The sequence below is a fragment of the Pantoea sp. genome (assembly GCF_032114055.1).
Lineage (GTDB): Bacteria > Pseudomonadota > Gammaproteobacteria > Enterobacterales > Enterobacteriaceae > Pantoea.
The window spans coordinates 188,518-212,498 of record NZ_DAMCTB010000002.1 but is presented as its reverse complement, the minus strand read 5'-3'; the positions used below and the strand labels follow the sequence as shown (position 1 = coordinate 212,498).

At 56.2% G+C, this 23,981-nt stretch carries 24 protein-coding genes and 2 tRNA genes; 8 read left to right on the top strand and 18 right to left on the bottom strand.

The window, feature by feature from the left end:
* Nucleotides 1-193: 193 nt before the first annotated feature.
* Nucleotides 194-2,332: an anaerobic ribonucleoside-triphosphate reductase gene (nrdD, locus tag RT657_RS05160; RefSeq protein WP_313652910.1), complete on the top strand. Its 2,139-nt coding sequence runs from the start codon at nt 194-196 to the stop codon at nt 2,330-2,332.
* Nucleotides 2,332-2,796 (top strand): anaerobic ribonucleoside-triphosphate reductase-activating protein, encoded by a 465-nt coding sequence (gene nrdG, locus RT657_RS05155; protein WP_313653202.1) that lies wholly within the window; start codon nt 2,332-2,334, stop codon nt 2,794-2,796. Before nrdD ends, nrdG begins: the two co-directional genes overlap by 1 nt.
* On the opposite strand, the gene RT657_RS05150 is transcribed toward nrdG, so the two are convergent.
* On the bottom strand, nt 2,788-3,423 hold the full coding sequence (locus RT657_RS05150; RefSeq protein ID WP_313652908.1) for an NAD-dependent epimerase/dehydratase family protein: 636 nt from the start codon (nt 3,421-3,423) through the stop codon (nt 2,788-2,790). The two genes, nrdG and RT657_RS05150, sit on opposite strands and share 9 nt — an antisense overlap.
* Before the next feature lie 144 nt (nt 3,424-3,567).
* Here RT657_RS05150 and RT657_RS05145 point away from each other — a divergent pair, with 144 nt between their 5' ends.
* Entirely contained in the window at nt 3,568-4,089 is a 522-nt protein-coding gene (locus tag RT657_RS05145; protein ID WP_313652907.1) for a type 1 glutamine amidotransferase domain-containing protein, read from the top strand.
* 34 nt (nt 4,090-4,123) lie between these two features.
* Here the strand turns inward: RT657_RS05145 and RT657_RS05140 are convergent, their stop codons facing one another.
* Entirely contained in the window at nt 4,124-4,552 is a 429-nt protein-coding gene (locus tag RT657_RS05140; protein ID WP_313652905.1) for a YhbP family protein, read from the bottom strand.
* A 74-nt stretch (nt 4,553-4,626) separates the two neighbouring features.
* Here RT657_RS05140 and RT657_RS05135 point away from each other — a divergent pair, with 74 nt between their 5' ends.
* Entirely contained in the window at nt 4,627-4,920 is a 294-nt protein-coding gene (locus tag RT657_RS05135; protein ID WP_313652904.1) for a GIY-YIG nuclease family protein, read from the top strand.
* On the opposite strand, the gene RT657_RS05130 is transcribed toward RT657_RS05135, so the two are convergent.
* Nucleotides 4,904-5,410, bottom strand: a complete 507-nt coding sequence (locus RT657_RS05130; protein WP_313652903.1) for an N-acetyltransferase — start codon at nt 5,408-5,410, stop codon at nt 4,904-4,906. The two genes, RT657_RS05135 and RT657_RS05130, sit on opposite strands and share 17 nt — an antisense overlap.
* On the bottom strand, nt 5,404-5,928 hold the full coding sequence (locus tag RT657_RS05125; RefSeq protein ID WP_313653201.1) for an SCP2 domain-containing protein: 525 nt from the start codon (nt 5,926-5,928) through the stop codon (nt 5,404-5,406). The genes RT657_RS05130 and RT657_RS05125 overlap by 7 nt, the downstream gene beginning before the upstream one ends.
* Before the next feature lie 206 nt (nt 5,929-6,134).
* Between RT657_RS05125 and RT657_RS05120 the strand changes: the two genes are divergently transcribed.
* From RT657_RS05120 to RT657_RS05110, 3 genes are all read left to right on the top strand, one after another.
* The gene (locus tag RT657_RS05120) at nt 6,135-7,130 is read left to right on the top strand and encodes a peptidase U32 family protein (protein WP_313652901.1); all 996 of its coding nucleotides are present in this window, start codon (nt 6,135-6,137) and stop codon (nt 7,128-7,130) included.
* A 9-nt stretch (nt 7,131-7,139) separates the two neighbouring features.
* Nucleotides 7,140-8,018 (top strand): U32 family peptidase, encoded by an 879-nt coding sequence (locus tag RT657_RS05115; RefSeq protein WP_313653200.1) that lies wholly within the window; start codon nt 7,140-7,142, stop codon nt 8,016-8,018.
* Between the two features lie 116 nt (nt 8,019-8,134).
* Nucleotides 8,135-9,145, top strand: coding sequence for a luciferase-like monooxygenase (locus RT657_RS05110; protein WP_313652900.1), 1,011 nt, complete (start codon nt 8,135-8,137; stop codon nt 9,143-9,145).
* Here RT657_RS05110 and RT657_RS05105 read toward each other — a convergent pair whose 3' ends face one another.
* Nucleotides 9,146-10,066 (bottom strand): AraC family transcriptional regulator, encoded by a 921-nt coding sequence (locus RT657_RS05105; protein WP_313652899.1) that lies wholly within the window; start codon nt 10,064-10,066, stop codon nt 9,146-9,148.
* Between the two features lie 174 nt (nt 10,067-10,240).
* On the opposite strand from RT657_RS05105, the gene RT657_RS05100 reads away from it, so the two are divergent.
* On the top strand, nt 10,241-10,987 hold the full coding sequence (locus RT657_RS05100) for a glucose 1-dehydrogenase (protein ID WP_313652897.1): 747 nt from the start codon (nt 10,241-10,243) through the stop codon (nt 10,985-10,987).
* A 55-nt stretch (nt 10,988-11,042) separates the two neighbouring features.
* Here the strand turns inward: RT657_RS05100 and RT657_RS05095 are convergent, their stop codons facing one another.
* From RT657_RS05095 to secG, 13 genes are all read right to left on the bottom strand, one after another.
* Nucleotides 11,043-12,923, bottom strand: coding sequence for a DEAD/DEAH family ATP-dependent RNA helicase (locus RT657_RS05095; protein WP_313652896.1), 1,881 nt, complete (start codon nt 12,921-12,923; stop codon nt 11,043-11,045).
* 16 nt (nt 12,924-12,939) lie between these two features.
* Nucleotides 12,940-12,996, bottom strand: a complete 57-nt coding sequence (gene yrbN / locus RT657_RS19570; protein ID WP_098053093.1) for a protein YrbN — start codon at nt 12,994-12,996, stop codon at nt 12,940-12,942.
* Nucleotides 12,997-13,101: 105 nt separating this feature from the next.
* Nucleotides 13,102-13,986 (bottom strand): lipoprotein NlpI, encoded by an 885-nt coding sequence (nlpI, locus tag RT657_RS05090; RefSeq protein WP_313652895.1) that lies wholly within the window; start codon nt 13,984-13,986, stop codon nt 13,102-13,104.
* A 129-nt stretch (nt 13,987-14,115) separates the two neighbouring features.
* Nucleotides 14,116-16,251, bottom strand: coding sequence for a polyribonucleotide nucleotidyltransferase (gene pnp, locus RT657_RS05085; RefSeq protein ID WP_313652894.1), 2,136 nt, complete (start codon nt 16,249-16,251; stop codon nt 14,116-14,118).
* A gap of 310 nt (nt 16,252-16,561) precedes the next feature.
* Complete coding sequence (gene rpsO, locus RT657_RS05080; protein ID WP_003851063.1) at nt 16,562-16,831, bottom strand: 30S ribosomal protein S15; 270 nt, start codon at nt 16,829-16,831, stop codon at nt 16,562-16,564.
* Nucleotides 16,832-16,962: 131 nt separating this feature from the next.
* A complete protein-coding gene (truB, locus tag RT657_RS05075) occupies nt 16,963-17,907 on the bottom strand; it encodes a tRNA pseudouridine(55) synthase TruB (RefSeq protein ID WP_313652892.1) in 945 nt (314 codons plus the stop codon).
* Nucleotides 17,907-18,314, bottom strand: a complete 408-nt coding sequence (gene rbfA / locus RT657_RS05070; protein WP_313653199.1) for a 30S ribosome-binding factor RbfA — start codon at nt 18,312-18,314, stop codon at nt 17,907-17,909. The genes truB and rbfA overlap by 1 nt, the downstream gene beginning before the upstream one ends.
* Nucleotides 18,315-18,379: 65 nt before the next feature.
* Entirely contained in the window at nt 18,380-21,073 is a 2,694-nt protein-coding gene (gene infB, locus RT657_RS05065) for a translation initiation factor IF-2 (protein WP_313652891.1), read from the bottom strand.
* A gap of 17 nt (nt 21,074-21,090) precedes the next feature.
* Nucleotides 21,091-22,578: a transcription termination factor NusA gene (gene nusA / locus RT657_RS05060; RefSeq protein ID WP_313652890.1), complete on the bottom strand. Its 1,488-nt coding sequence runs from the start codon at nt 22,576-22,578 to the stop codon at nt 21,091-21,093.
* Nucleotides 22,579-22,602: 24 nt separating this feature from the next.
* The gene (gene rimP, locus RT657_RS05055; protein ID WP_146240840.1) at nt 22,603-23,055 is read right to left on the bottom strand and encodes a ribosome maturation factor RimP; all 453 of its coding nucleotides are present in this window, start codon (nt 23,053-23,055) and stop codon (nt 22,603-22,605) included.
* 211 nt (nt 23,056-23,266) lie between these two features.
* Nucleotides 23,267-23,343 (bottom strand) — tRNA-Met (locus tag RT657_RS05050).
* Nucleotides 23,344-23,402: 59 nt separating this feature from the next.
* Nucleotides 23,403-23,489 (bottom strand) — tRNA-Leu (locus RT657_RS05045).
* Between the two features lie 37 nt (nt 23,490-23,526).
* Nucleotides 23,527-23,865, bottom strand: coding sequence for a preprotein translocase subunit SecG (gene secG / locus RT657_RS05040; protein WP_111139583.1), 339 nt, complete (start codon nt 23,863-23,865; stop codon nt 23,527-23,529).
* Nucleotides 23,866-23,981 lie beyond the last annotated feature (116 nt).

Sequence of the window (23,981 nt, the reverse complement as noted above, 5' to 3'; positions counted from 1 at the left end):
GCCTCACCTGCCGCTGGCATCCCTCCCCCGCCCGTCACCTGAAACGGACGCCGGTTCTGCCCTCGTCCACCCTTTTTCTGCCGGGTTGCGGCTTCCTTGTTTCAGGTCAAATCAGCGCGTATTAATGTGCAGAAATCACTACATATAGATAATAGAATCCATCCGACACCTACATATAGTTTACGGAGCGAAAATGGCAACGGTGGTAATCAAGCGGGATGGATGCCGGACGACCTTTGATGCGCAGCGTATTGAGCAGGCCGTGGCGGCCGCGGCGCGGGCAGCAGATGTCAGAGACAGCACCTGGTGCGCGCAGGTCGCGGAGCAGGTAGCCGGGCAGCTGGCCGACCGTCCGGAAGTGGCCATTCATGAGATTCAGTGCGCGGTCGAAGAGACACTGATGGCAGGGCCGTATCCGCAGCTGGCCCGTGTATGGATTGAATACCGCCACGATCGCGATGTCGCCCGCGATCGTCAGAGCCGGTTGCATCACGCTATTCGCGGCCTGGTCGATCAGACTAACGCGGCGCTGCTGAATGAGAATGCCAATAAAGACAGCAAAGTGATCCCGACCCAGCGCGATCTGCTGGCCGGGATCGTCGCGAAGCACTACGCGCAGCAGCAGATGCTACCCCGCGATGTGGTGCTGGCGCACGAGCGCGGCGAGATCCACTATCACGATCTCGACTACGCCCCATTTTTCCCGATGTTCAACTGCATGCTGATCGATCTGAAAGGGATGCTGACCCGCGGGTTTAAAATGGGCAATGCCGGGATCGAGCCACCGAAATCGATCGCCACCGCCACTGCCGTGACCGCACAGATCATCGCCCAGGTCGCCAGCCACATTTATGGCGGCACCACCATCAACCGCATCGATGAAGTGCTGGCGCCGTTTGTTGAGCTGAGCTATGCCCGCCATCTGGCGATTGCCGGAGAGTGGCAGATCCCGCAGGCTGAACAGTATGCGCGCCAGCGGACGGAGAAAGAGTGCTACGACGCATTTCAGTCGCTGGAGTATGAGGTGAATACGCTGCACACCGCCAACGGGCAGACGCCGTTTGTCACCTTTGGCTTCGGCCTGGGCACCTGCTGGGCTGCCCGGCTGATACAGCAGTCCATTCTGCGTAACCGGCTGGCCGGCCTGGGCAAAAATCATAAAACCGCCGTGTTCCCCAAACTGGTGTTCACGATTCGTGAAGGCGTGAACCGCCGGGCCGGTGACGTGAATTACGACATCAAGCAGCTGGCGCTGGAGTGCGCCAGCAGGCGGATGTATCCCGATATTCTCAATTACGATCAGGTTGTGAAAGTCACCGGCTCCTTTAAAACCCCGATGGGCTGCCGCAGCTTCCTGGGCGTATATGAAGAAAATGGGGAACAGATTCACGAGGGCCGCAACAACATTGGCGTGATCAGCGTAAACCTGCCGCGCATCGCTCTGGAAGCGGGGGGCGATGAGGCGCGCTTCTGGACACTGCTCGATGCGCGACTGCTGCTGGCTAAGCGGGCGCTGATGACGCGGGTGGCGCGGCTGGAGAAAACCAAAGCGCGCGTCGCACCAATCCTCTATATGGAGGGCGCCTGTGGCGTCCGGCTCAATGCAGATGATGAGGTGGGTCCGATTTTCCGCAACGGCCGCGCGTCGCTGTCGCTGGGCTTTATCGGCCTGCATGAAACCCTGAATGCGCTCAGCGGCGGTGAGCGGCATCCCTACGATGACGCGGCTTTGCGTGCCAAAGGGGTGGAGATCATTGCCCGTATGCGCGAGGCGGCCGACCGCTGGAAAGCGGAAACCGGCTACGGCTTCAGCCTCTACAGTACGCCGAGCGAGAACCTGTGCGACCGTTTCTGTCGCCTTGATGCCGCGCAGTTCGGCGTGGTGCCGGGCGTCACCGACAAGGGCTACTATACCAACAGCTTCCATCTCGACGTTGAAAAGAAGGTCAATCCGTACGACAAAATTGACTTTGAAGCGCCCTATCCGCCGCTGGCGAACGGCGGGTTCATCTGTTACGGCGAATACCCGAACGTACAGCATAACCTCCGGGCGCTGGAGGATGTCTGGGATTACAGTTACGACCGGGTGCCCTACTACGGCACGAATACGCCCATTGATGAGTGCTACGACTGCGGCTTCAACGGCGAATTCGCCTGCACCAGTCGCGGCTTTACCTGTCGCCACTGCGGCAACCACGACCCGGCGCGCGTCTCGGTGACCCGGCGGGTCTGCGGCTATCTGGGCAGCCCGGATGCGCGGCCCTTCAATGCCGGAAAGCAGCAGGAGGTTCAGCGTCGGGTGAAACATCTTGGAGCGGGGCCACTGGGATGATGCATATTCATCGCTACTATGATGTGGATATCGTCAATGGCCCGGGCACCCGCTGCACGCTGTTTGTCGCGGGCTGTGAACATCAGTGCCGCGGCTGTTACAACCAGAGCACCTGGCGCATCGATTCCGGTGTTCCCTTTACGCTGGCGATGGAGGCGCAGCTGCTGGCCGATCTGCAGGACACACGCATTCCGCGCCAGGGGCTGTCGCTGAGCGGCGGCGATCCGCTGCATCCGCATAACGTGCCGCACATTCGTCGTCTGGTTAAACGGGTGCGGCAGGCCTGTCCGGATAAAGATATCTGGCTCTGGACCGGTTACCGGATGCAGGAGCTGGACGCGGCGCAGCGTGCGGTGCTGGACTATCTGGACGTACTGATCGATGGCCGTTTTGTCGAGGCGGAGAAGGATGCCACGCTGCAATGGCGCGGCAGCCGTAATCAGATTCTCTGGCAGCTACGCTGAAAGGCGTGGAATCGCACCCGACTCCACGATCGTGACGCGCTCGCCGCCTGGCGTAAATGCTTGCTGGTGAAGACAGCGTGCTACGTCACGCGCCTCCACCGCCCGCCAGTTGCCCGGCAGCAGTGAAAAGAAGGGGGCCATCAGGCTCTCTCCTTCGCGCTTCTGCGCGCGCTCGCCCAGCAGCAGAGAGGGCCGTACCAGCGTCAGGCGCGGCCAGCCCTGATGACGCAGCGCATTCTCCATCTCGCCTTTAACGCGATTATACAAAAATGGTGAGTGACGGTTAGCGCCGTGTGCGCTGACCACCAGCATCTGCTTCGCCCCCAGACGTATTCCACTTAAACCGGTGTCCACCACCAGCGTGTAATCGACGTGAATAAAGGCCTGTTTGCTGCCCGCCGCTTTGCGGGTAGTGCCGAGGCAGCAGAATACCGTATCCAGCGCCCCCTGCAGCGGCCCCAGGACATCGGTCAGATCGGCCTCAACCAGATTTACCACTTTGCGCATCGCGGGCAGTGGCCGGCGCGTGGGCGCGATGATCTCATCGACACGCGGGTCCTCAATCAGTAAGCGCAGCAGATGCGACCCGACCAGACCGGTCGCTCCGGTCAGTAATACGCGGTTCATCTCAGATTCATCCTTATTTCGCGGCTGACAGGTTAAAAGATAGCTGATCTTAACGGGCTGGCTTGCGTTCTCACGCTGAGCGACCAGGCTTAGAGCGTTAACGGAAAGCGCGCCCTGCGCTCTGCATGTCTTAGGAGGAAAAAAATGAGCAAGAAAGTTGCGGTTTTGATTACCGATGAATTTGAAGACTCAGAGTTTACCTCACCCGCTGAGGTCTACAAACGCGCGGGTTTCGACGTGGTCACCATCGAGAAACAAGCCGGTAATGTGGTTAAGGGCAAAAAAGGCGAAGCGGAAGTGACCATCGATCGCAGTATTGATGATGTCAGCCCGGCTGAATTTGACGCCCTGTTACTGCCAGGCGGTCACTCACCCGATACCCTGCGCGGTGACGATCGTTTTGTCGCCTTTACCAAAGAGTTTGTCGCCAGCGGCAAGCCTATCTTTGCTATCTGCCACGGCCCTCAGCTGCTGATCAGCGCCAACGGTGTGCGCGGTCGCAAGATGACGACAGTTAAAGCCGTTGCTATTGATCTGATCAACGCGGGCGCTGACTTCCACGACAAAGAAGTGGTCGTCGACGGCGATAAGCTGGTCACCAGCCGTACCCCGGCCGATCTGCCAGCCTTTAACCGCGAATCCCTGCGGATCCTCGAAGCGCTGTAAGCCTGTAACGCCCTTTTCCACTGAAAAGGGCGTGTCATTCTTCTCTCTGCCAGCTGATCTTCCTGCCAAAACCCAGCGCATTATCGGTCATCTTCACCTCATCCAGCGAAATCTCCCACAGCGGTGCCGACACTTTTCGTGAAACCGGAAAACGTTTCTGGTATGCGGCTCGGGCGACGTGCTCTGTCTCCTCTTCCAGCCGTCTGATATGACCACGATACTGCACACCTTTGATAAGCAGCACGCTTCGGGGCTGGCCGTTGACAGTGCCTGCAACCTGCGGATTCTGCGCTATTAACGCACCGTGGCGGGTATCAGGTTCGGTCATGATCCAGAAGGCCATGCGTTTTTCATCAAAGACGTAGTAGCAGTTCGCGCACCATAGCTGATTGTCAGCGGTGCAGCAGAGTGACAGCACATGCTGCTTTTTGAGGTAGCGAACCAGATGGGCGTGATCGGACAAGATAAACTCCTGGCTGGGCACGGCAGCGTGAAGCGCGTTACACTGGCGGCCTCTTTTCTGGGAACGTAATTGCGATGAATCAGCAGTGGCAACTCTACATCGTCCGGACGGCGAAAGGGAGTCTCTATACCGGCATCACCACCGATGTGGCGCGTCGGGTTGCTCAGCATCAGAGCGGGCGCGGCGCCCGTGCGCTGCGCGGTAAAGGTCCGCTGGAGCTGATGTTTCACTGCGAAGCGGGCGATCGCGCCAGCGCCTCCAGACTGGAATATCAGGTTAAGCAGCTGACCCGGCAGCAGAAGTTACTGCTGGTCGCGGGTCAGCCTGCCCATCTGGCGCGCTGGCTGGGGATTACCTCAGACGATTAAACGGTTCGGCGTAGTCGATCTGTCCTTCAGCCCCGTCAAAGGCGTTATCCGCCAGACGGTAAACCTGGAATGTTGTCTCCGAGCCTGGCCAGCGGCTTTGCAGACCGTGATGGCCCGCCGGTTCAAAGCCAAAACGGCCGAACAGTGCCGGATCGCCCAGCACCACAACGGCGCTGTAGCCAAACTCATTAAGCGTATCCAGCCCCTCATAAATCAGCTTGCTGGCGATACCCTGGCCGCGCAGTGTCTCATCGACGGCCAGCGGGGCCAGCCCGACCCAGCCGCGATCTTCGCCCTGCACGCTGACCGGGCTGAACGCGGCGTAGCCCAGCACCTGCCCCTCATCGTCTGTGGCCACCACGCCCAGCGTCAGCAGGCCATCTTCACGCAGCGCCTGCGTCAGTTCCGCCTCAGCGGAGGTGGGGAAGCAGCGCTTCAGCAGCGCGTCGATACCTGCCGCATCAACACCAATTTCGCTACGGATCAACATGCGGCACCTGCGCGCGCCTGTGTGGCCTTCGCGTCCTGTTTCATCCCGGCTTCAACAAACGCGGCCATCTGCTGGATGGCCGTGCGTAATGCGGTGGGCATAGCCTCGGGTTCAATAGCATCCATTACGTTTTTCACCTCAAGTCCCAGTTCAGTGTCCCCTTCAATCACCAGCCGGCGTTGAAAGAACAGCATATCAGGATCTGCTTTACGTGCTGCCACAAGCAACAGATCATTGGCATTGCCCCGAAACCAGACATCCGCTTCGGTCTGATGCAATACCGCCAGTCGGCCATCCTCCAGCGTGGTTACCCATTGCAGATTAAGATCGGCAATCCGGATACCCAGCAGGCGACCGTTAAGAAAGTCTAACTCACCTTCAGCCAAAGCATGATGAAATTGCCAGTTCAGGATTTGTTGCAGAAACCGCTTCCTGAGCGGGAATGGGGTGATCGCTGCGGGTAACCCTAAGATTTCAGGAGCTTTTTTCACAAGATGGGCATGTAACCGCTTTAACACTTTCATCACTCCCTTCAGAAAATTTTACGTATATTGCCATATCCTTTTTGACGCGCCTCATCCGGGATCAATAAAAACCGCCGTCGCAGGCGGAAAAAAAAGCGCCACCCGTGCGGGTGAACCGGCATTTCACTGCCTTAAATCAACATGCTAATCGGGCCAGATGCCTAAACTCGACGCCCGTCTGCATGTTGAGAGGAACACCTATGGAACTGCTCTGTCCGGCAGGAAACTTACCCGCAGTGCGCACCGCCGTAGAGAATGGCGCGGATGCGGTCTATGTTGGGCTGAAAGATGACACCAACGCCCGCCATTTCGCAGGCCTGAATTTCACCGATAAAAAGCTGGCGGAAGCGGCGCGCTATCTGCATCAGCATCGCCGCAAACTGCACGTTGCGATTAACACCTTTGCCCATCCGGATGGGATGGAACGCTGGCAGCGGGCGATAGATGTGGCGGCGCAGAACGGGGCCGACGCGCTGATCCTGGCGGATATCGCCACGCTGGAATATGCCGCGACACGCTATCCAAAGGTTGAACGCCATCTGTCAGTGCAGGCGTCCGCCACCAATCCGGAGGCAATCCGCTTCTACCATCGCCACTTTAATCTGCAGCGCGTGGTGCTGCCGCGCGTGCTGTCGATTCATCAGGTGAAACAGCTGGCGCGCACTACGCCGGTACCGCTGGAGGTGTTCGCCTTTGGCAGCCTGTGCATCATGGCGGAAGGCCGCTGCTATCTCTCCTCCTGGCTCACCGGCGAATCCCCTAATAGCGCTGGCGCCTGTTCACCGGCGAAGTTTGTACGCTGGCAGCAGACCCCGCACGGTATGGAGTCGCGGCTGAATGAGGTCTTAATTGACCGCTACGCCCCGGATGAAAGCGCCGGGTATCCGACGCTGTGCAAAGGACGGTATGAGGTTAACGACCAGCGCTTTCACGTGCTGGAGGAGCCCACCAGCCTGAACACCCTGGCGCTGCTGCCGGAACTGCTGCGGGCGGGCATCGCCTCGGTGAAGATCGAAGGCCGCCAGCGCAGTCCCGCCTACGTCGCCGATGTGGCGCGCGTCTGGCGTCAGGCGATCGATCGCTGCAAGGCACAGCCGGAACAGTTTGCGATCGCGCCGCACTGGATGCAGACGCTGGGCGATCTCTCTGAAGGCACACAAACCACGCTGGGTGCTTATCACCGTGAATGGCAATGAGGAATAATGATGCAATATGCCCTTGGGCCGGTGCTCTGGTACTGGCCAACCGAAAAGCTGGACGATTTTTATCAGCAAGCCGTCCGCAGCAGCGCGGATATTATCTATCTCGGCGAAACGGTATGCAGTAAACGCCGCGCCACGCCCTATGCACGCTGGATGGAACTGGCCCGCGCGGTCGCGGCCAGCGGCAAGCAGGTGGTGCTGAGTACGCTGGCGCTGCTGCAGTCGCCTTCCGAGCTGAAAGAGCTGCAACGTTACGTCGACAACGGTGAGTTTCTGATCGAGGCCAATGATATCGGCACGGTGAACATGGCCGCTGAGCGCCATCTGCCGTTTGTCGCGGGGCCAACGCTGAATGTTTATAACGCCGATGCGCTGCAACTGCTGCTCAAAGAGGGGATGACGCGCTGGTGCATGCCGGTTGAGATGTCGCGTGACTGGCTGCTGCAACTGCTGGCGCAGTGCGAGGCGCGGGGGATTCGCCAGCAGTTCGACGTTGAGGTGCTGGGCTACGGTCATCTGCCCCTGGCGCTCTCCGCGCGTTGCTTTACCGCCCGCTCGGAAAACCGCGCTAAAGATGATTGCGAAACCTGCTGCATCCGCTATCCCACCGGCCGTCGCGTCAACTCTCAGGAGGGACAGCAGGTGTTTGTCCTCAACGGTATCCAGACCATGAGTGGCTACTGCTATAACCTGGGCAACGACCTGACCGGTATGCGGAACCATGTCGATTGCGTACGGCTTTCTCCGCAGGATTCGTCGACGCTGGCCGAAATTGATCGTTTCCGCGCCAATGAAGATGGTGAGGCGCCGATAATGGTCGCGAAAGGCAGCGATTGTAACGGTTACTGGCGTAAACTGGCAGGCATGACGCTGGTATCCTGAATAAAAGCACATACCGGCTATATTCCTGCTGAGGTTAGCAGTTTTAATATAAGACATGATGCGTAATACTAAATGGTGCAGGTTTTTTATGCCTGTGCCATACAACGGGAGTAGCCATGTCTGATAAAAAACCTCTTCGCCTGTCTGTGCTGGATCTTGCGCCGATTCCTCAGGGCGCGACCGCACGCGATGCGTTCCACAACTCGCTGGCGCTGGCACGTCAGGCCGAAAAACTGGGCTACCAACGCTACTGGCTGGCTGAACATCACAACATGACGGGGATCGCCAGCGCCGCTACGGCGGTGCTGATTGGCTATCTTGCGGCCAACACCGAGACGCTGAAGCTAGGGTCGGGCGGCATCATGCTGCCTAACCACGCGCCGCTGGTGATCGCCGAGCAGTTTGGCACGCTGGCCTCTCTCTATCCCGGCCGTATCGATCTCGGTCTGGGCAGAGCGCCGGGTTCTGACCAGCGCACGATGATGGCGCTGCGTCGTCACCAGGCTAATCTGCACGCCGATACCTTTCCCGACGATGTAGCCGAACTGATCAGCTGGTTTGATGCCGAGGCGGGTGCGCAGCTCCCCGTTCAGCCGGTGCCCGGTCTGGGCCTGAAGATCCCGGTCTGGCTGCTCGGCTCCAGCCTCTACAGCGCGCAACTGTCGGCAAAAATGGGCCTGCCGTTTGCGTTTGCCTCCCACTTTGCGCCCGACCAGCTGTTCCAGGCGCTGCACGTTTACCGTGAGAATTTCCAGCCTTCGGCGCGCCTCGACAAGCCTTATGCCACCGTCTGCATTAATGTGATCGCGGCTGACAGTGAACGTGATGCGCGCTTCCTGTTTACCTCGCAGCAGCAGCAGTTTATTAACCTGCGCCGTGGCAAACCGGGTCCGCTACCGGCGCCTGTGGAAAACATGGATAACCTCTGGTCGCCGTCAGAACAGTATGGCGTTCAGCAGGCGCTGAGCATGTCGCTGGTCGGCGATAGTGACAAGGTGCGTCACGGTCTGGCCTCACTGATGCGTGAAACCCAGGCGGATGAAATTATGGTCAATGGCCAGATTTTTGACTCTGAGGCCCGCCTGCGCTCCTTTGCGATTGCGATGGAAGCAGCGAACAGCCTGTAACTAATTTTGTGGTGGGTGCAGGTTATCCTGACTCACCACCAACTGACGGCTGTCCCGGGCCGGGGATTGCCCATACAGGCGGCGATACTCCCGGCTGAACTGTGACGCGCTCTGATACCCCACCCGATAGCCTGCCGTACCGGCATCCAGCTTTTCCACCAGCATCAGACGCCGCGCCTCGTTCAGCCGTAGCTGTTTCTGATATTGCATCGGCGTCATCGCCGTGACGGCTTTGAAGTGATGATGCAGCGAAGAGATACTCATGCCGACGCTGCTGGCGAGCCGGTCGATCTTCAGCGGCTGATGGAAATTTTCCCGCAGCCAGCGCGCCGCCTGCGCCACCCGGTTGCCGGGCCGTTCGGCCAGCGCCATATTCAATATCCGCGATCCTTCCGGTCCGGTCAGCAGCCGGTAAAAGATCTCCTGCTCGATAAGCGGGGCCAGCGCCCTGATATCGCTGGGGTGATCCAGCAGGCGGACCAGCCGGATCACCGCATCCACCAATAACGGTGACACTTTATGCACGGTGATACCCCGCTCGTTGTCTGTGGTCGCCAGCGGCAGCGTCGGCGGAAACTGTTCGAGGTAGCGCCTCAGTCGCGACTCATTGCTCGCGATGCCAATCCCCAGATTCGGCTTTTCCGGCGTGGCGTGGGTGACGCAGGCGCGCACCGGCATATCCAGCGTCACCAGCAGCAGATCGCCCGGGCCGTAATGCAGCACCTCATCCCCGATATGCAGCGCCTTGCCGCCCTGTGCAACCAGTGCAAAACTGGCCCATTGGGCAAAGTGCATCGGCTCAGTCGGTGCAGAAACCCGGCCAAAGAACAGGCAGTCTATTGCACTACCGTGTCGGCCATCTTCGGGTGCATGACGGGCGATCAGCTCTGCCAGCACCTGCCACTTGTCACTCTCGCTCATTCTGCTCTCCCCTGTCGTACCCTTCGCTGATAGTACCTGACGTAAAGCGAAATGCCTGTTCCGCCACCTCAGATTTGCAGGATCGTGCAAAAAGCTTGCAGGATTGCGCTACCTGCTTTTCTGCCCCAGCGCGCATAGTCTGTCGACGCAATCATTACGGCGGAGAACAACATAATGAAGGCACTGCAGAATAAAGTCGCACTGGTGACCGGTGCATCGAAAGGCATTGGTGCAGCGATCACCATCGCCTTTGCCACGGCGGGGGCCCGGGTCGTGGTGAACTATCGTCAGGATGAGGTGGGTGCTGCGGATGTGGTCAGCGATATCACAGAACTGGGCAGTGAAGCTGTGGCGATACAGGCGGATATCGCTTCGTATCGGGAGGTGGAACGGCTCTTCGACACGACGCTCGCCTGTTTCGGTGCACCCGACATCGTGGTGAACAATGCGGGTAGCTTTCACCATGGCGAGTTTGAGACGCTGACGCCGGAGGAGATGCAGCAACAGATTAACGTTAACCTGTCAGGCACGCTGCTGGTCTGCCAGCAGGCGATCCGTCACTTTCCTGCCCACGGCGGCAGCATTATTAACCTCAGTGCCCTGAACAGCCAGAACAGTACGCCCGGCTCCGTCCTCTGGGCGGCGACCAAAGGTGCGATAGATAGTCTGACTCAGGGTCTGGCGCGCGAACTGGGCCCAAAACATATCCGGGTTAATGCGCTGGCACCGGGCATGATTCTGACAGAGGGGCTACTGGCTGCGAAGAAAATGAGTCCGCAGCTCAGGGCACAGCTGCTGGCGGCAACGCCGCTGGGACGCTTTGGACTGCCGGAGGATGTGGCGCAGGTTGCACTATTTCTGGCGTCGGAAGAGTCCGCCTGGATCAGCGGCGAGCGCGTCATCATCAGCGGTGGGGCCTGAAAGGCATAAAAAAAGGGAAGCCCGTGGCTTCCCTTTTTATTACGACATGATGTCGTTATGCATCGCGACGACGTGGAGCCGCTGCGCCATCTTCACGACGTGGACCGCGACCACCTTCACGGTTGAAGCTGCGTCCGCCTTCACGACCACCTTCACGGCGATCGGAGAAGCGACGACCGCCTTCACGGTTGCCCGCGCCAGGACCATTGCGACGATCACCGCCCGCAGGACGACGATCACCACGGCCTTCGTGAGGCTGTGCATCACCCAGCAACTGCATATTCATCGGCTTGTTCAGAATACGTGTACGGGTGAAGTGCTGCAGCACATCGCCTGGCATGCCTTTTGGCAGCTCGATAGTCGAGTGGTTGCCGAACAGCTTGATGTTACCGATGTAACGGCTGCTGATGTCGCCTTCGTTAGCGATAGCGCCAACGATATGACGCACTTCAACACCATCATCGCGACCCACTTCGATACGGTAGAGCTGCATCTCACCCACGTCACGACGTTCACGACGTGGACGATCGCCATCACGGCTTTCACGCGGGCCACGAGCGTCACGGCTGTCACGACGATCATCACGATCGCGGTATTCGCGACGTGGCGGACGTGGTGCTTCTGGTGGCAGAATCAGAGGACGTTCGCCCTGGGCCATTTTCAGCAGCGCAGCGGCCAGCGTTTCAAGATCCAGCTCGTCTTCCGGCTGCATCTTAGTCAGCAGAGCGCGGTACTGATCCAGATCGCTGCTCTCCAGCTGCTGCTGGACTTTAGCGGCGAACTTGGCCAGACGACGCTGACCCAGCAGTTCTGCGTTAGGCAGTTCTACTTCAGGGATCGTCAGTTTCATCGTACGTTCGATGTTACGCAGCAGACGACGCTCGCGGTTCTCAACGAACAGCAGCGCGCGACCGGCACGACCGGCACGGCCGGTACGGCCGATACGGTGAACGTAAGATTCCGCATCCATTGGGATGTCGTAGTTCACAACCAGGCTGATGCGCTCAACGTCCAGGCCACGGGCCGCAACGTCAGTGGCAATCAGGATGTCCAGACGACCATCTTTGAGGCGCTCCAGCGTCTGCTCACGCAGTGCCTGGTTCATATCACCGTTCAGTGCCGCGCTGTTGTAACCGCTACGCTCCAGGGCTTCAGCCACTTCCAGCGTGGCGTTTTTAGTACGCACGAAGATGATGGCAGCATCGAAGTCTTCCGCTTCCAGGAAACGAACCAGTGCATCAGTTTTACGACCGTAAGCAGTCCAGTAGCTCTGGCTGATATCAGGACGCGTGGTCAGGCTTGACTGAATACGCACTTCCTGTGGATCTTTCATGAAGCGTTTGGTGATGCGACGAATCGCTTCCGGCATGGTTGCAGAGAACAGTGCGGTCTGATGACCTTCCGGAATCTGCGCCATAATGGTTTCAACGTCTTCGATGAAGCCCATACGCAGCATTTCATCCGCTTCATCCAGCACCAGGCCGCGCAGGTTAGAGAGATCTAACGTGCCGCGTTTCAGGTGGTCAAGCAGACGGCCAGGGGTACCCACAACAACCTGTGGTCCCTGACGCAGTGCGCGCAGCTGCACGTCATAACGCTGGCCGCCATACAGGGCCACCACGTTCAGGCCACGCATGTGTTTTGAGAATTCAGTTACTGCTTCAGCAACCTGTACCGCCAGTTCGCGGGTCGGTGCCAGCACCAGGATCTGAGGTGCTTTAACAGCAGGATCGATGTTGTTTAACAGCGGCAGAGAGAACGCCGCAGTTTTACCACTCCCGGTCTGCGCCATACCTAACACGTCACGGCCCGCCAGCAGGTGAGGAATACACTCAGCCTGGATCGGAGAAGGCTTTACATAGCCCATACCATTCAGTGATTCAAGGATGTCGGCGTTCAGGCCAAGGTCAGCAAAAGTGGTTTGAATATCAGTCATGTAGTACACGTGCCTCTTAGATTGCGGCGGCCAGTCTACATAACTCGTCGTGAAAACTTTCAGTCATTTTCATCAAAAAGTGTGAACCGGCTCAAATTAGAAGTTTTGACGAACAGAAAAGCCCTCATCCTTATAGATGATGACTTTACAGGTGTTACAGGCAAATTAAGTTCGTCAGCTATTGCTGGTCAGATTCTGATAAATCGTCTTGTGCCTGGCCGAGTTGCGCCAGTTCCAACAATGCGTATCGGTGTTCAACAAAGTTGTTAACATTGTTAGACACCGCCAGTTTGAACAACGCTTTCGCGTCGTCCTTCTCCCCCAGACTTAGGTAGTACTTACCTAAATAGAAGTTGGTTTCACTGAGATGTTCAGCGAGCGAGGTGTTATCCGTTGCGTCCGCCTTGAGACTTTCCATCAGCGTTTTCTCGCTGATATCTCCAAGGTAGAACCCGACAATATTCCATCCCCATTGATCTCTGACCGCTTTGTCGTGGCGCTGTTGAAGCGCAACTTTTGCCTTATCGGCATCCATCTCACGTTCAACGAGATAGAGCCACAGACTGCGGAAAGGATCGTTAGGATCGTCTTGATAAAACGCCAGCAGATCATCTTGCGCTAACTTGTACCGACCACCGTAATAGAGGGCGATACCACGATTTAAATGCGCATAGTTGTAAGTTGGTTCAAGCTCAAGTACAGAATCGAACGCTTCATAGGCGGCATCAAAATTGCCCGCCTGCGTTAAGTATATGCCCAAGTAGTTAAACACTTCAGGCATATCTGGTCTTATAGACAGCGCTTGCGAAAAATCGTTCCGCGCTAATGCCCGCAGACCTAAACTATCATACAACACTCCGCGCTCATATAACAGCTGTGCGCGTTCATCATCGGTGAGGGCGCGACTGGCAAGTATTTGTTCCATGCGCGCCAGTATCACTTCCTGCTGCAGTGTGGGCTGTAAAGGCACTGCAAGAACTTCGTTCTTACGCCAATTGGAGTTGCTGCATCCTGCCAGCGTCAGAGCTGTCGCAACAAAACACCAGCGCAGAAAAGGCTTCATTTCCCACTCCCGAATACAAACATTGGGACAACCATCCTGTCATCCGCATGCCCTGCACAAGGATTCCCGCCCTCGCGATGATACAAATGCCCTGCTCTGCCAGGCAGAGAAGGGCAAATCAGCAACGATTTATTCTGCGTCAGGCGTGGTCACCGCTGCAGCTTCTTCAGTCTGCGGCTTAGATTCTGTCGCTTCTTTGATGCTCAGACGTACGCGGCCCTGGCGATCAACTTCCATCACCTTAACCGGTACTTCCTGACCCATCTGCAGATAGTCAGTCACTTTCTCAACGCGCTTATCTGCGATTTGTGAGATGTGAACCAGACCTTCTTTACCGCCGCCGATGGCCACGAAGGCGCCAAAGTCAACGATACGCGTCACTTTACCGCTGTAAATGCGGCCAACTTCAATCTCTGCCGTGATCTCTTCGATACGACGAATCGCTTCTTTCGCTTTCAGACCGTCGGTCGCAGCAATTTTCACGGTGCCGTCATCTTCGATTTCGATGGTTGTGCCGGTCTCTTCGGTCAGCGCACGAATCACTGAGCCGCCTTTACCGATCACATCTTTAATCTTGTCAGAGCTGATTTTGATGGTGTAGATGCGTGGTGCAAATTCAGAAATCTCAGTACGTGGCGTGCTGATAGCCTGCTCCATGACGCCCAGAATGTGCAGACGCGCACCCTTAGCCTGGTTCAGTGCTTCCTGCATGATCTCACGCGTGATGCCTTCGATTTTGATGTCCATCTGCAGCGCGGTGATACCTTCACGGCTACCGGCTACTTTAAAGTCCATATCTCCCAGGTGATCTTCGTCGCCCAGAATGTCAGACAGAACAACAAACTTCTCATCTTCTTTCACCAGACCCATCGCAATACCTGCAACGGCGGCTTTGATTGGTACACCGGCATCCATCAGTGCCAGAGAGGCACCACAGACTGAGGCCATTGAAGAAGAGCCGTTAGATTCGGTGATTTCAGAGACGACACGCACGGTGTAAGGGAAATCTTCCACTTTAGGCATAACGGCTAACACGCCGCGCTTCGCCAGACGACCGTGACCAATTTCACGACGCTTCGGCGAGCCTACCATGCCGGTTTCGCCGACAGAGTAAGGAGGGAAGTTGTAATGGAACAGGAAGCTGTCGGTACGTTCGCCCATCAGCTCATCCAGGTTCTGCGCATCGCGGGTCGTACCCAGCGTTGCCGTAACCAGTGCCTGCGTTTCACCACGGGTAAACAGTGATGAGCCGTGAGTACGTGGCAGAACGCCAGTGCGCACGTCCAGACCGCGGATCATATCTTTTTCACGGCCATCGATACGTGGCTCGCCATTCAGGATACGGGTACGAACGACGTTTTTCTCAAGGCTGTGCACGATATCGCTAATCTCAGCGCTATCCAGCGTTTCGTCTTCAGCCAGCAGCGCCGCAATGGTTTCGTCTTTGATGACGCCAACCTGGGTGTAACGCTCCTGCTTATCCGTGATGCGGTAAGCGTCGCTGATACGCGCTTCGGCCAGTGCGGCAACACGCGAGATCAGTGGCGTGTTGGCAGCTTCTGGCTGCCAGTCCCAGCGCGGTTTACCCGCTTCTGCAACCAGAGCATTGATGTTTTCGATTACAACCTGCTGCTGCTCGTGACCAAAGACCACGGCGCCCAGCATCTGCTCTTCTGACAGGATCTCAGCTTCAGATTCCACCATCAGAACGGCATTCTGCGTACCGGCAACAACCAGATCCAGACGGGACTGTTTCAGCTCATCGGCAGTCGGGTTCAGGACGTACTGGTCGTTGATGTAACCTACACGTGCAGAACCGATTGGGCCGTTGAATGGCAGGCCAGACAGAGACAGCGCAGCGGAAGCACCGATCATTGCAACGATGTCCGGATGAACCTGTGGGTTCACAGACACAACGGTCGCAATAACCTGGACTTCGTTGATGAAACCTTCCGGGAACAGTGGGCGAATCGGGCGGTCAATCAGACGCGCAATCAGCGTTTCGCCTTCGCTTGGGCGACCTTCACGACGGAAGAAGCTACCCGGAATACGACCAGCCGCGTAGGTACGCTCCTGATAGTTGACGGTCAGTGGAAAGAAATCCTGACCTGGTTTGGTTTTTTTCTGGCCAACTACGGTGACGAATACAGCAGTATCGTCCATGCTCACCATGACCGCGGCGGTCGCCTGACGAGCCATCATGCCGGTTTCCAGCGTGACAGTATGTTGACCATATTGGAATTTGCGTACGATCGGATTCAGCAAAATCAAAGTCCTTAACTTCGGGGCAAGGCTATCTGTAGCCCGCCATTGATTACCAATCTTCAGTTGCATCCTCGCGACTAATGACAACCCTCGACCGCCCCTGCGGTAAAGCCTCTCATTAGCCGCGCGAAATTCTGCAAACTCAAGATCACACAAAGCAACAATACATCAGTTTGGCCCGGATTGCTGCCGCTTGCTCGAAAAAAGGGGCCTTAAAGGCCCCCTCTTCACGAAACTCGCACAAATCTGATCGTAAGCTGCACACCGTGCAAATGCCCGCGTGACGCCCCGACGACCAGATTTTTCAGACTTAGCGACGCAGACCGAGGCTCTCGATCAGGCTGCTGTAGCGTGCAACGTCTTTACGCTTCAGGTAGTCCAGCAGCTTACGACGCTGAGATACCATGCGCAGCAGGCCGCGGCGGCTGTGGTGGTCTTTTTTGTGCTCAGAGAAGTGACCCTGCAGATGGGTGATCTGCGCGGTCAGCAGGGCAACCTGTACTTCGGTTGAACCGCTGTCGTTAGCACCACGACCATATTTAGCAACGATCTCTGCTTTAGCTTCTACGCTTAGAGACATAATAAACTCCGGTAATAAATGAATGTATGGGTGCCGATCTCTAATTCAGCATCCCGCTTTAAAGCGGCGCTATTCTACTCCGCGCCTGATAGCAACGCAAATGCCCTATCAGCGAAAAGTGAAGGCACCCCTTAATCCTGATATTCAACCACTAAACGGCGTGGTGCCAGCCGGCCATCGGCTGCAATTTCAGCCATGCCGATAAATTTGCGTGCTTCGCCTTCAGATACCCTTACCAGCCCTTGCGCAGGCGCGTGACTGGCCTGCACCGGCTGTCCCATACGGAAGAAGTCTGCCACCGCCGAAGGAATATTCACTTCCGGGAAATCGGATGCAGGACTGTCCATCGGCAGCAGCAACGGATCAAGCTGCGTCTCCAGTGGGATACCGGCTTCGGTGGCTTCTGTCAGCAGCGTATTGAGCTGATCCAGTGTCACCATCCGTTCAAAGGGATAACGCGCAACCTGTACGCGACGCAGCATAATCACATGCGCGCCACATCCCAGCTTTTCACCCAGGTCATCAATGATGGTACGAATATAGGTGCCTTTGGAGCAGTGAATCTCCAGCTCCAGCTCGTTACCCTGCCAGCGAATAAACTGCAACTCGTAGACCGTAATCGGACGGGGCTCGCGCGTAATCTCAATGCCCTGACGCGCATATTCATACAACGGACGCCCCTGATGCTTCAGCGCCGAAAACATGGAAGGCACCTGCAGCGTGTCGCCGCGGAAACTCTCCAGTGCGCTATCCAGATCGGCCTGAGTAAAGCTGACCGGACGCGTCTGCACAATGTTGCCATCGGCATCAGAGGTGTCGGTCCGCTCACCCAGCCGGGCGATCACACGGTAGCGTTTGTCAGAGTCCAGCAGGTACTGCGAAAACTTGGTCGCTTCGCCCAGGCAAATCGGCAGCATACCGGTCGCCAGCGGATCCAGCGCGCCGGTGTGTCCTGCGCGATTCGCATTAAAGATGCGCTTTACTTTCTGCAGAACATCATTCGACGAGACGCCTTGTGGCTTATCCAGCAACAACACGCCATGAACGTCGCGGCCGCGACGACGCGGACGACTCATTACGCCTCCTCGTCATCGCCAGTGGCGTCCGGGCCACGACGCTCTGCATCGTTTTTCACGACGCTGGTCACGAGATTGGACATGCGCATCCCTTCAACCAGTGAGTTGTCGTAGAAGAAGGTCAGCTCAGGCACGATACGCAGACGCATCGCTTTGCCCAGCAGAATGCGGATATAGCCGGACGCCTCTTTCAGAGCTTTCAGACCCTGCTTAACCGCGTCTTCATCCTGATCGTTGAGGAAAGTGACAAAAACTTTTGCATAGGCGAGATCGCGTGACACTTCTACGCCTGACACAGTGACCATCATGCCCAGACGAGGATCTTTGATCTCACGCTGCAGGATTATCGCAATCTCTTTCTGCAGCTCTTGTGACACGCGCTGCGGGCGACCAAATTCTTTCGCCATCATTATTTCTCCCAAATAATTCGGGAGGCCAGAGGCCTCCCAAATTGCAACACATCAGCAGTCTATTACTCGATGGTGCGTTTAATTTCGATGATTTCAAACACTTCGATCATATCGCCAACGCGAACGTCGTTATAGTTCTTCACGCCGATACCGCACTCCATGCCGTTACGCACTTCGTTGACGTCATCTTTGAAGCGACGCAGAGATTCCAGTTCGCCTTCGTAAATCACCACGTTGTCACGCAGAACGCGGATTGGATTGTTACGCTTGATGTTACCTTCCGTCACCATACAACCCGCAATGGCGCCAAACTTCGGAGATTTGAACACGTCGCGCACCGCAGCCAGACCAATAATCTGCTGTTTGTATTCAGGTGCCAGCATACCGCTCATTGCCGCTTTCACTTCATCAATCAGGTTATAGATGATGGAGTAGTAGCGCAGATCCAGGCTTTCTGAGTCAATGACACGACGCGCAGAGGCATCGGCACGAACGTTGAAGCCAATCAGAATGGCATTGGATGCCGCCGCCAGCGTCGCGTCGGTTTCGGTGATCCCGCCCACGCCTGAACCCACAATCTTCACCTTCACTTCGTCGGTAGAGAGTTTCAGCAGGGAGTCGGAGATCGCTTCCACAGAACCCTGAACGTCCGCCTTCAGGACGATGTTCAGTTCAGACACTTCGCCTTCGGTCATGTTGGCAAACATGTTCTCGAGCTTCGATTTCTGCTGGCGAGCCAGTTTCACTTCGCGGAATTTGCCCTGACGATAGAGTGCCACTTCACGCGCTTTCTTCTCATCACGGACAACCGTTGCTTCATCACCCGCAGCCGGCACGCCGGACAGACCCAGAATCTCAACCGGAATAGACGGACCCGCTTCCATAACTTCGCGACCCAGTTCGTCACGCATTGCACGAACGCGGCCATATTCGAAGCCACAAAGAACGATGTCGCCCTTGTTCAGCGTACCTTCGCGCACCAGTACGGTAGCCACCGGACCACGACCTTTGTCGAGGAACGATTCGATGACCACACCACTCGCCATACCTGCACGAATAGCAGTCAGTTCCAGAACTTCCGCCTGCAGCAGGATAGCATTTAACAGATCATCAATGCCGGTACCTGCTTTCGCAGAGACGTTGACGAACATGTTTTCGCCGCCCCACTCTTCCGGGATGATGCCGTACTGAGTCAGTTCGTTTTTAACACGATCCGGATCCGCTTCGGGTTTGTCGCACTTGTTCACTGCAACCACAACCGGCACTTTAGCCGCTTTCGCGTGCTGAATGGCTTCGATGGTCTGTGGCATCACGCCATCATCCGCAGCAACAACCAGGATAACGATGTCCGTTGCCTGTGCACCACGTGCACGCATCGCGGTAAACGCGGCGTGGCCCGGGGTATCCAGGAAGGTGACCATGCCATTATCGGTTTCAACGTGGTAAGCACCGATGTGCTGTGTAATGCCGCCCGCTTCGCCAGAGGCGATTTTGGTGGAGCGGATATAGTCCAGCAGAGACGTTTTACCGTGGTCGACGTGGCCCATAATGGTCACCACTGGCGCGCGTGATTCCTGCGCTGCATCAGTGTCACGATCGTCCATTACCGCCTCTTCCAGCTCGTTTTCACGACGCAGGGTCACTTTGTGGCCCATCTCTTCGGCGACAAGCTGTGCGGTTTCCTGATCGATGACCTGGTTGATAGTCGCCATTGCGCCCATCTTCATCATCGCTTTAATGACCAGAGAACCTTTAACGGCCATTTTGTTTGCCAGTTCAGCAACGGTGATGGTTTCGCCAATCACCACATCGCGGTTAACGGCCTGCGCTGGCTTGTTAAAGCCCTGCTGCAGTGCGCTTGGTTTGCGATGCTTGCCGCCTTTACCGCCACGAACCTGCGCACGCGCTTCTTCACGGTCAGTTTTGGCTTCAGAATGCTTGTTGCCTTTTTTCGCCGGACGCGTGGCTTTAGCGGTCGTGCGCGCACGTGCGCGGCCCGCTTCTACCTGACGATCGTTTTCATCTTCTGCCTGACGGGCGTGAGTTGAGGTAGTGACGTGATAGTCGCCTTTATCCTCTTCTTCCGGTTTTTCCCACTCTGCTGATTTCTCTTCAGCCAGACGGCGGGCTTCTTCTGCTACAAGGCGGGCAGCCTCTTCGAGCTTACGGCGGGCTTCTTCTTCAGCTTTACGCTTCAGTTCAGCGGCTTCAGCTTCGCGACGGGCTTTATCTGACTGCGCAGCCTTGGTCACTTCGTCGGTAGGTTGATTTGTCACTTTGTCATTTTCCGCTGCTGCACGTTTGGCCTTATCAGCGGCTTCGCGCCTGGCTTTGTCTTCGGCTTCACGTTGCGCTTTTTGTTCAGCTTCGCGACGGGCTTTTTCTTCAGCCTCGCGTTGCGCCTGCTCTTCCGCTTCACGCTGCGCCTCGGCTTCAGCTTCTGCCTGAGCTTGCTCAGCCTCTGCATCACCCTTCACATAGGTACGCTTTTTGCGGACTTCGATTTGCACCGACTTACTTTTACCCCCGGTGCCTGGAATATTCAAGGTGCTGCGCGTTTTACGCTGCAGCGTCAGCTTAGCTGAACCGACCTGACCGTGTTCACGGTTCAGGTGAGATAGTAAGGTTTCTTTCTCTTGCTGGGTCACGGCGTCATTTTCAGACTTAGGGATCCCCGCATCAGCAAATTGCTGTACCAGGCGATCGACCGGAGTCTGAATTTCTGCGGCCAGCGATTTTACGGTTACATCTGTCATGCTGTTCCTTCCTGTTATTACGCGTCATCGCCGAACCAGCAGATATTACGCGCGGCCATAATCAGCGCGCCGGCTTGTTCATCAGACAGGCCTTCAATATCCGTCAGATCGTCAACACCTTGCTCAGCGAGATCTTCCAGCGTGCAGACGCCTTTTGACGCCAGGCGGAACGCCAGCGCACGATCGAGGCCTTCAAGATTCAGAAGATCCGGAGCGGGCTCCTGATTTCCAAAACTCTCTTCTTTCGCCAGTGCCAGGGTGGTTAACGCATTTTTTGCTCGTTCACGCAGGGCTTCAATGGTCTCTTCGTCGAGGCCGTCGACTTCCAGCAGCTCGTTGATTGGCACGTATGCCAGCTCTTCAAGCGAGGAGAAGCCCTCTTCCACCAGAACGGTGGCGAACTCTTCATCGATGTCGAGATGTTTAGTAAACATATCGATCGCTGCATGCGCTTCAGCCTGATGCTTCGCCTGCAGATCATCGACGGTCATCACGTTCAGCTCCCAGCCGCTGAGCTGCGAAGCGAGACGCACGTTTTGGCCGTTACGGCCGATCGCCTGAGCCAGATTGCCAGCTTCGACGGCGATATCCATCGTGTGATTATCTTCATCCACCACGATTGACGCCACATCAGCCGGCGCCATGGCATTAATAACAAACTGCGCCGGGTTATCGTCCCACAGCACGATATCGATACGCTCGCCGCCCAGTTCGCTGGAAACAGCCTGAACGCGTGCGCCGCGCATGCCCACACAGGCACCCACCGGGTCGATACGTTTGTCATTCGTTTTGACTGCAATTTTAGCGCGTGAACCCGGATCACGGGCGGCGGCTTTAATTTCAATCAGTTCTTCACCGATTTCCGGCACCTCAATGCGGAACAGTTCAACCAGCATTTCGGGTTTAGAGCGCGTCACAAACAGCTGGGCGCCACGGGCTTCCGGGCGGACAGAGTAAAGAACGCCGCGAATGCGGTCACCCGGGCGGAAATTTTCGCGCGGCAGCATATCTTCGCGCAGAATGACCGCTTCAGCGTTGTTACCTAAGTCGAGGGAAATGTTGTCGCGGTTAACTTTCTTCACCACGCCCGTGATAATTTCGCCTTCCTGTTCACGGAACTGATCAACCACCATCGCGCGCTCGGCTTCGCGCACTTTCTGCACGATAACCTGCTTAGCGGTCTGAGTCGTGATACGGTCAAAGGTGACCGATTCAATCTGATCTTCAACAAAGTCGCCCAGATTGAATGCTTCATCTTCGAAGCGGGCCGCATCCAGCGTGATCTCGCGCGTCGGCTGAGTTACCTCTTCAACGATTTCCCAGCGGCGGAAAGTATCGAAGTCGCCACTGCGGCGATCAATGCTGACGCGTACTTCAATTTCCTGCTCATATTTTTTCTTGGTCGCAGTCGCCAGCGCGCTCTCCAGCGCTTCGAAGATTTTCTCACGCGGCAGGGCTTTTTCGTTAGAAACGGCTTCTACAACAGCTAAGATCTCTTTGTTCATCCTGGTTAGCCTCAATCCGGACTTTTAAAAGTGGGGGACCAGGTTCGCTTTCTGAATATTACTCAGCGCGAACACTTCATCGTTACCCTCTACGTGCACCGTGATCATTTCGCCATCAACTGACTTAATGATCCCCTGCCATTTACGGCGGTTCTGAACGGCCATACGCAACACCAGACTCACTTCCTCACCCATAAAGCGGGTGTAGTGTTCTGCGGTGAACAGAGGACGATCGAGTCCCGGTGAAGAGACTTCAAGGTTGTAAGGCACAGTAATAGGATCTTCTACATCCATTACGGCGCTTACCTGGTGGCTGACATCGGCGCAATCATCGACATTGATGCCATCTTCACTATCAATATAGATGCGCAGGATAGATGTGCGACTACGAACGAATTCAATTCCAACCAGTTCGTAACCCAGCGCTTCTACGGGAGCCGATACCAACTCTGTCAATTTTTGCTCTAATGTGGACAAGCCCACCCCCAAGACATAAAAAAAGGGCCTATAGCCCAGTATTACGATTCGCTAATAACAAAAAACCCCGAATAGTCGGGGCTTTTAATCACTGGACCCTGTATGCCGCTAAGCGGCCCGGACTCCATCCAAAGAATTTTCTTTCAAAAAATAGCCGTGAATGCGTCCGTCGATGCATACAGTATATTTGAAAAAGAACTCAAAGGGAAAGTGGTTGCGGGGGCCGGATTTGAACCGACGACCTTCGGGTTATGAGCCCGACGAGCTACCAGGCTGCTCCACCCCGCGTCCGAAAACGTGGCGAATAATACGCCAGACCTGCATAAAATGCAAGGGATACTACGATTTGGTACCGAGGACGGGACTTGAACCCGTAAGCCCAATCGGGCACTACCACCTCAAGGTAGCGTGTCTACCAATTCCACCACCACGGCACTGCACTGACCACAACGATGCGTTGTGCTGACGACCTTACTTAGGAATATCGCTGCCCGGTGTTGCCGGTTGAGCTGGCTTTTCAGTCTGTTGAGAAGACTGCGCCGGCGCAGAAAGATTTTCCCACTCGCTTCCTTTCGAAGACTTATTGCTGTTCAGGTTACCGAGAACCAGGCTGATGATGAAGAACAGTGCCGCTAAAATGCCGGTCGTACGTGTCAGGAAATTACCTGAACCCGAAGAACCAAACACTGTACCGGATGCGCCTGCACCAAATGAGGCTCCCATATCAGCGCCTTTGCCTTGCTGCAGCATGATCATAGCCACGAGGGCGATCGCTACAATAAGGAAAACAACTAAAAGAGCTTCGTACATATTCAACCTGTTCCTTGCACGATAATCGTACAGTTAAAGCTTCAACCAGTATTGATGGGGAGTCTCGTCATCACCCATCAGAAGCGGGTGTGAATACTAACCAAAGGCGCATATCT

Excerpts from the sequence above, each read along its gene's own strand:
- nrdG (WP_313653202.1), top strand. The coding sequence starts at position 2,332 with ATGCATATTCATCGCTACTATGATGTGGATATCGTCAATGGCCCGGGC.
- RT657_RS05120 (WP_313652901.1), top strand. The coding sequence starts at position 6,135 with ATGGAACTGCTCTGTCCGGCAGGAAACTTACCCGCAGTGCGCACCGCC.
- nlpI (WP_313652895.1), bottom strand. The coding sequence starts at position 13,986 with ATGAAGCCTTTTCTGCGCTGGTGTTTTGTTGCGACAGCTCTGACGCTG.
- RT657_RS05150 (WP_313652908.1), bottom strand. The coding sequence starts at position 3,423 with ATGAACCGCGTATTACTGACCGGAGCGACCGGTCTGGTCGGGTCGCAT.
- rpsO (WP_003851063.1), bottom strand. The coding sequence starts at position 16,831 with ATGTCTCTAAGCGTAGAAGCTAAAGCAGAGATCGTTGCTAAATATGGT.
- RT657_RS05130 (WP_313652903.1), bottom strand. The coding sequence starts at position 5,410 with ATGTTGATCCGTAGCGAAATTGGTGTTGATGCGGCAGGTATCGACGCG.
- truB (WP_313652892.1), bottom strand. The coding sequence starts at position 17,907 with ATGAGTCGTCCGCGTCGTCGCGGCCGCGACGTTCATGGCGTGTTGTTG.
- secG (WP_111139583.1), bottom strand. The coding sequence starts at position 23,865 with ATGTACGAAGCTCTTTTAGTTGTTTTCCTTATTGTAGCGATCGCCCTC.
- rbfA (WP_313653199.1), bottom strand. The coding sequence starts at position 18,314 with ATGGCGAAAGAATTTGGTCGCCCGCAGCGCGTGTCACAAGAGCTGCAG.
- nusA (WP_313652890.1), bottom strand. The coding sequence starts at position 22,578 with ATGAACAAAGAGATCTTAGCTGTTGTAGAAGCCGTTTCTAACGAAAAA.
- RT657_RS05145 (WP_313652907.1), top strand. The coding sequence starts at position 3,568 with ATGAGCAAGAAAGTTGCGGTTTTGATTACCGATGAATTTGAAGACTCA.
- RT657_RS05100 (WP_313652897.1), top strand. The coding sequence starts at position 10,241 with ATGAAGGCACTGCAGAATAAAGTCGCACTGGTGACCGGTGCATCGAAA.
- nrdD (WP_313652910.1), top strand. The coding sequence starts at position 194 with ATGGCAACGGTGGTAATCAAGCGGGATGGATGCCGGACGACCTTTGAT.
- RT657_RS05105 (WP_313652899.1), bottom strand. The coding sequence starts at position 10,066 with ATGAGCGAGAGTGACAAGTGGCAGGTGCTGGCAGAGCTGATCGCCCGT.
- RT657_RS05115 (WP_313653200.1), top strand. The coding sequence starts at position 7,140 with ATGCAATATGCCCTTGGGCCGGTGCTCTGGTACTGGCCAACCGAAAAG.
- RT657_RS05095 (WP_313652896.1), bottom strand. The coding sequence starts at position 12,923 with ATGACTGATATTCAAACCACTTTTGCTGACCTTGGCCTGAACGCCGAC.
- RT657_RS05110 (WP_313652900.1), top strand. The coding sequence starts at position 8,135 with ATGTCTGATAAAAAACCTCTTCGCCTGTCTGTGCTGGATCTTGCGCCG.
- RT657_RS05135 (WP_313652904.1), top strand. The coding sequence starts at position 4,627 with ATGAATCAGCAGTGGCAACTCTACATCGTCCGGACGGCGAAAGGGAGT.
- infB (WP_313652891.1), bottom strand. The coding sequence starts at position 21,073 with ATGACAGATGTAACCGTAAAATCGCTGGCCGCAGAAATTCAGACTCCG.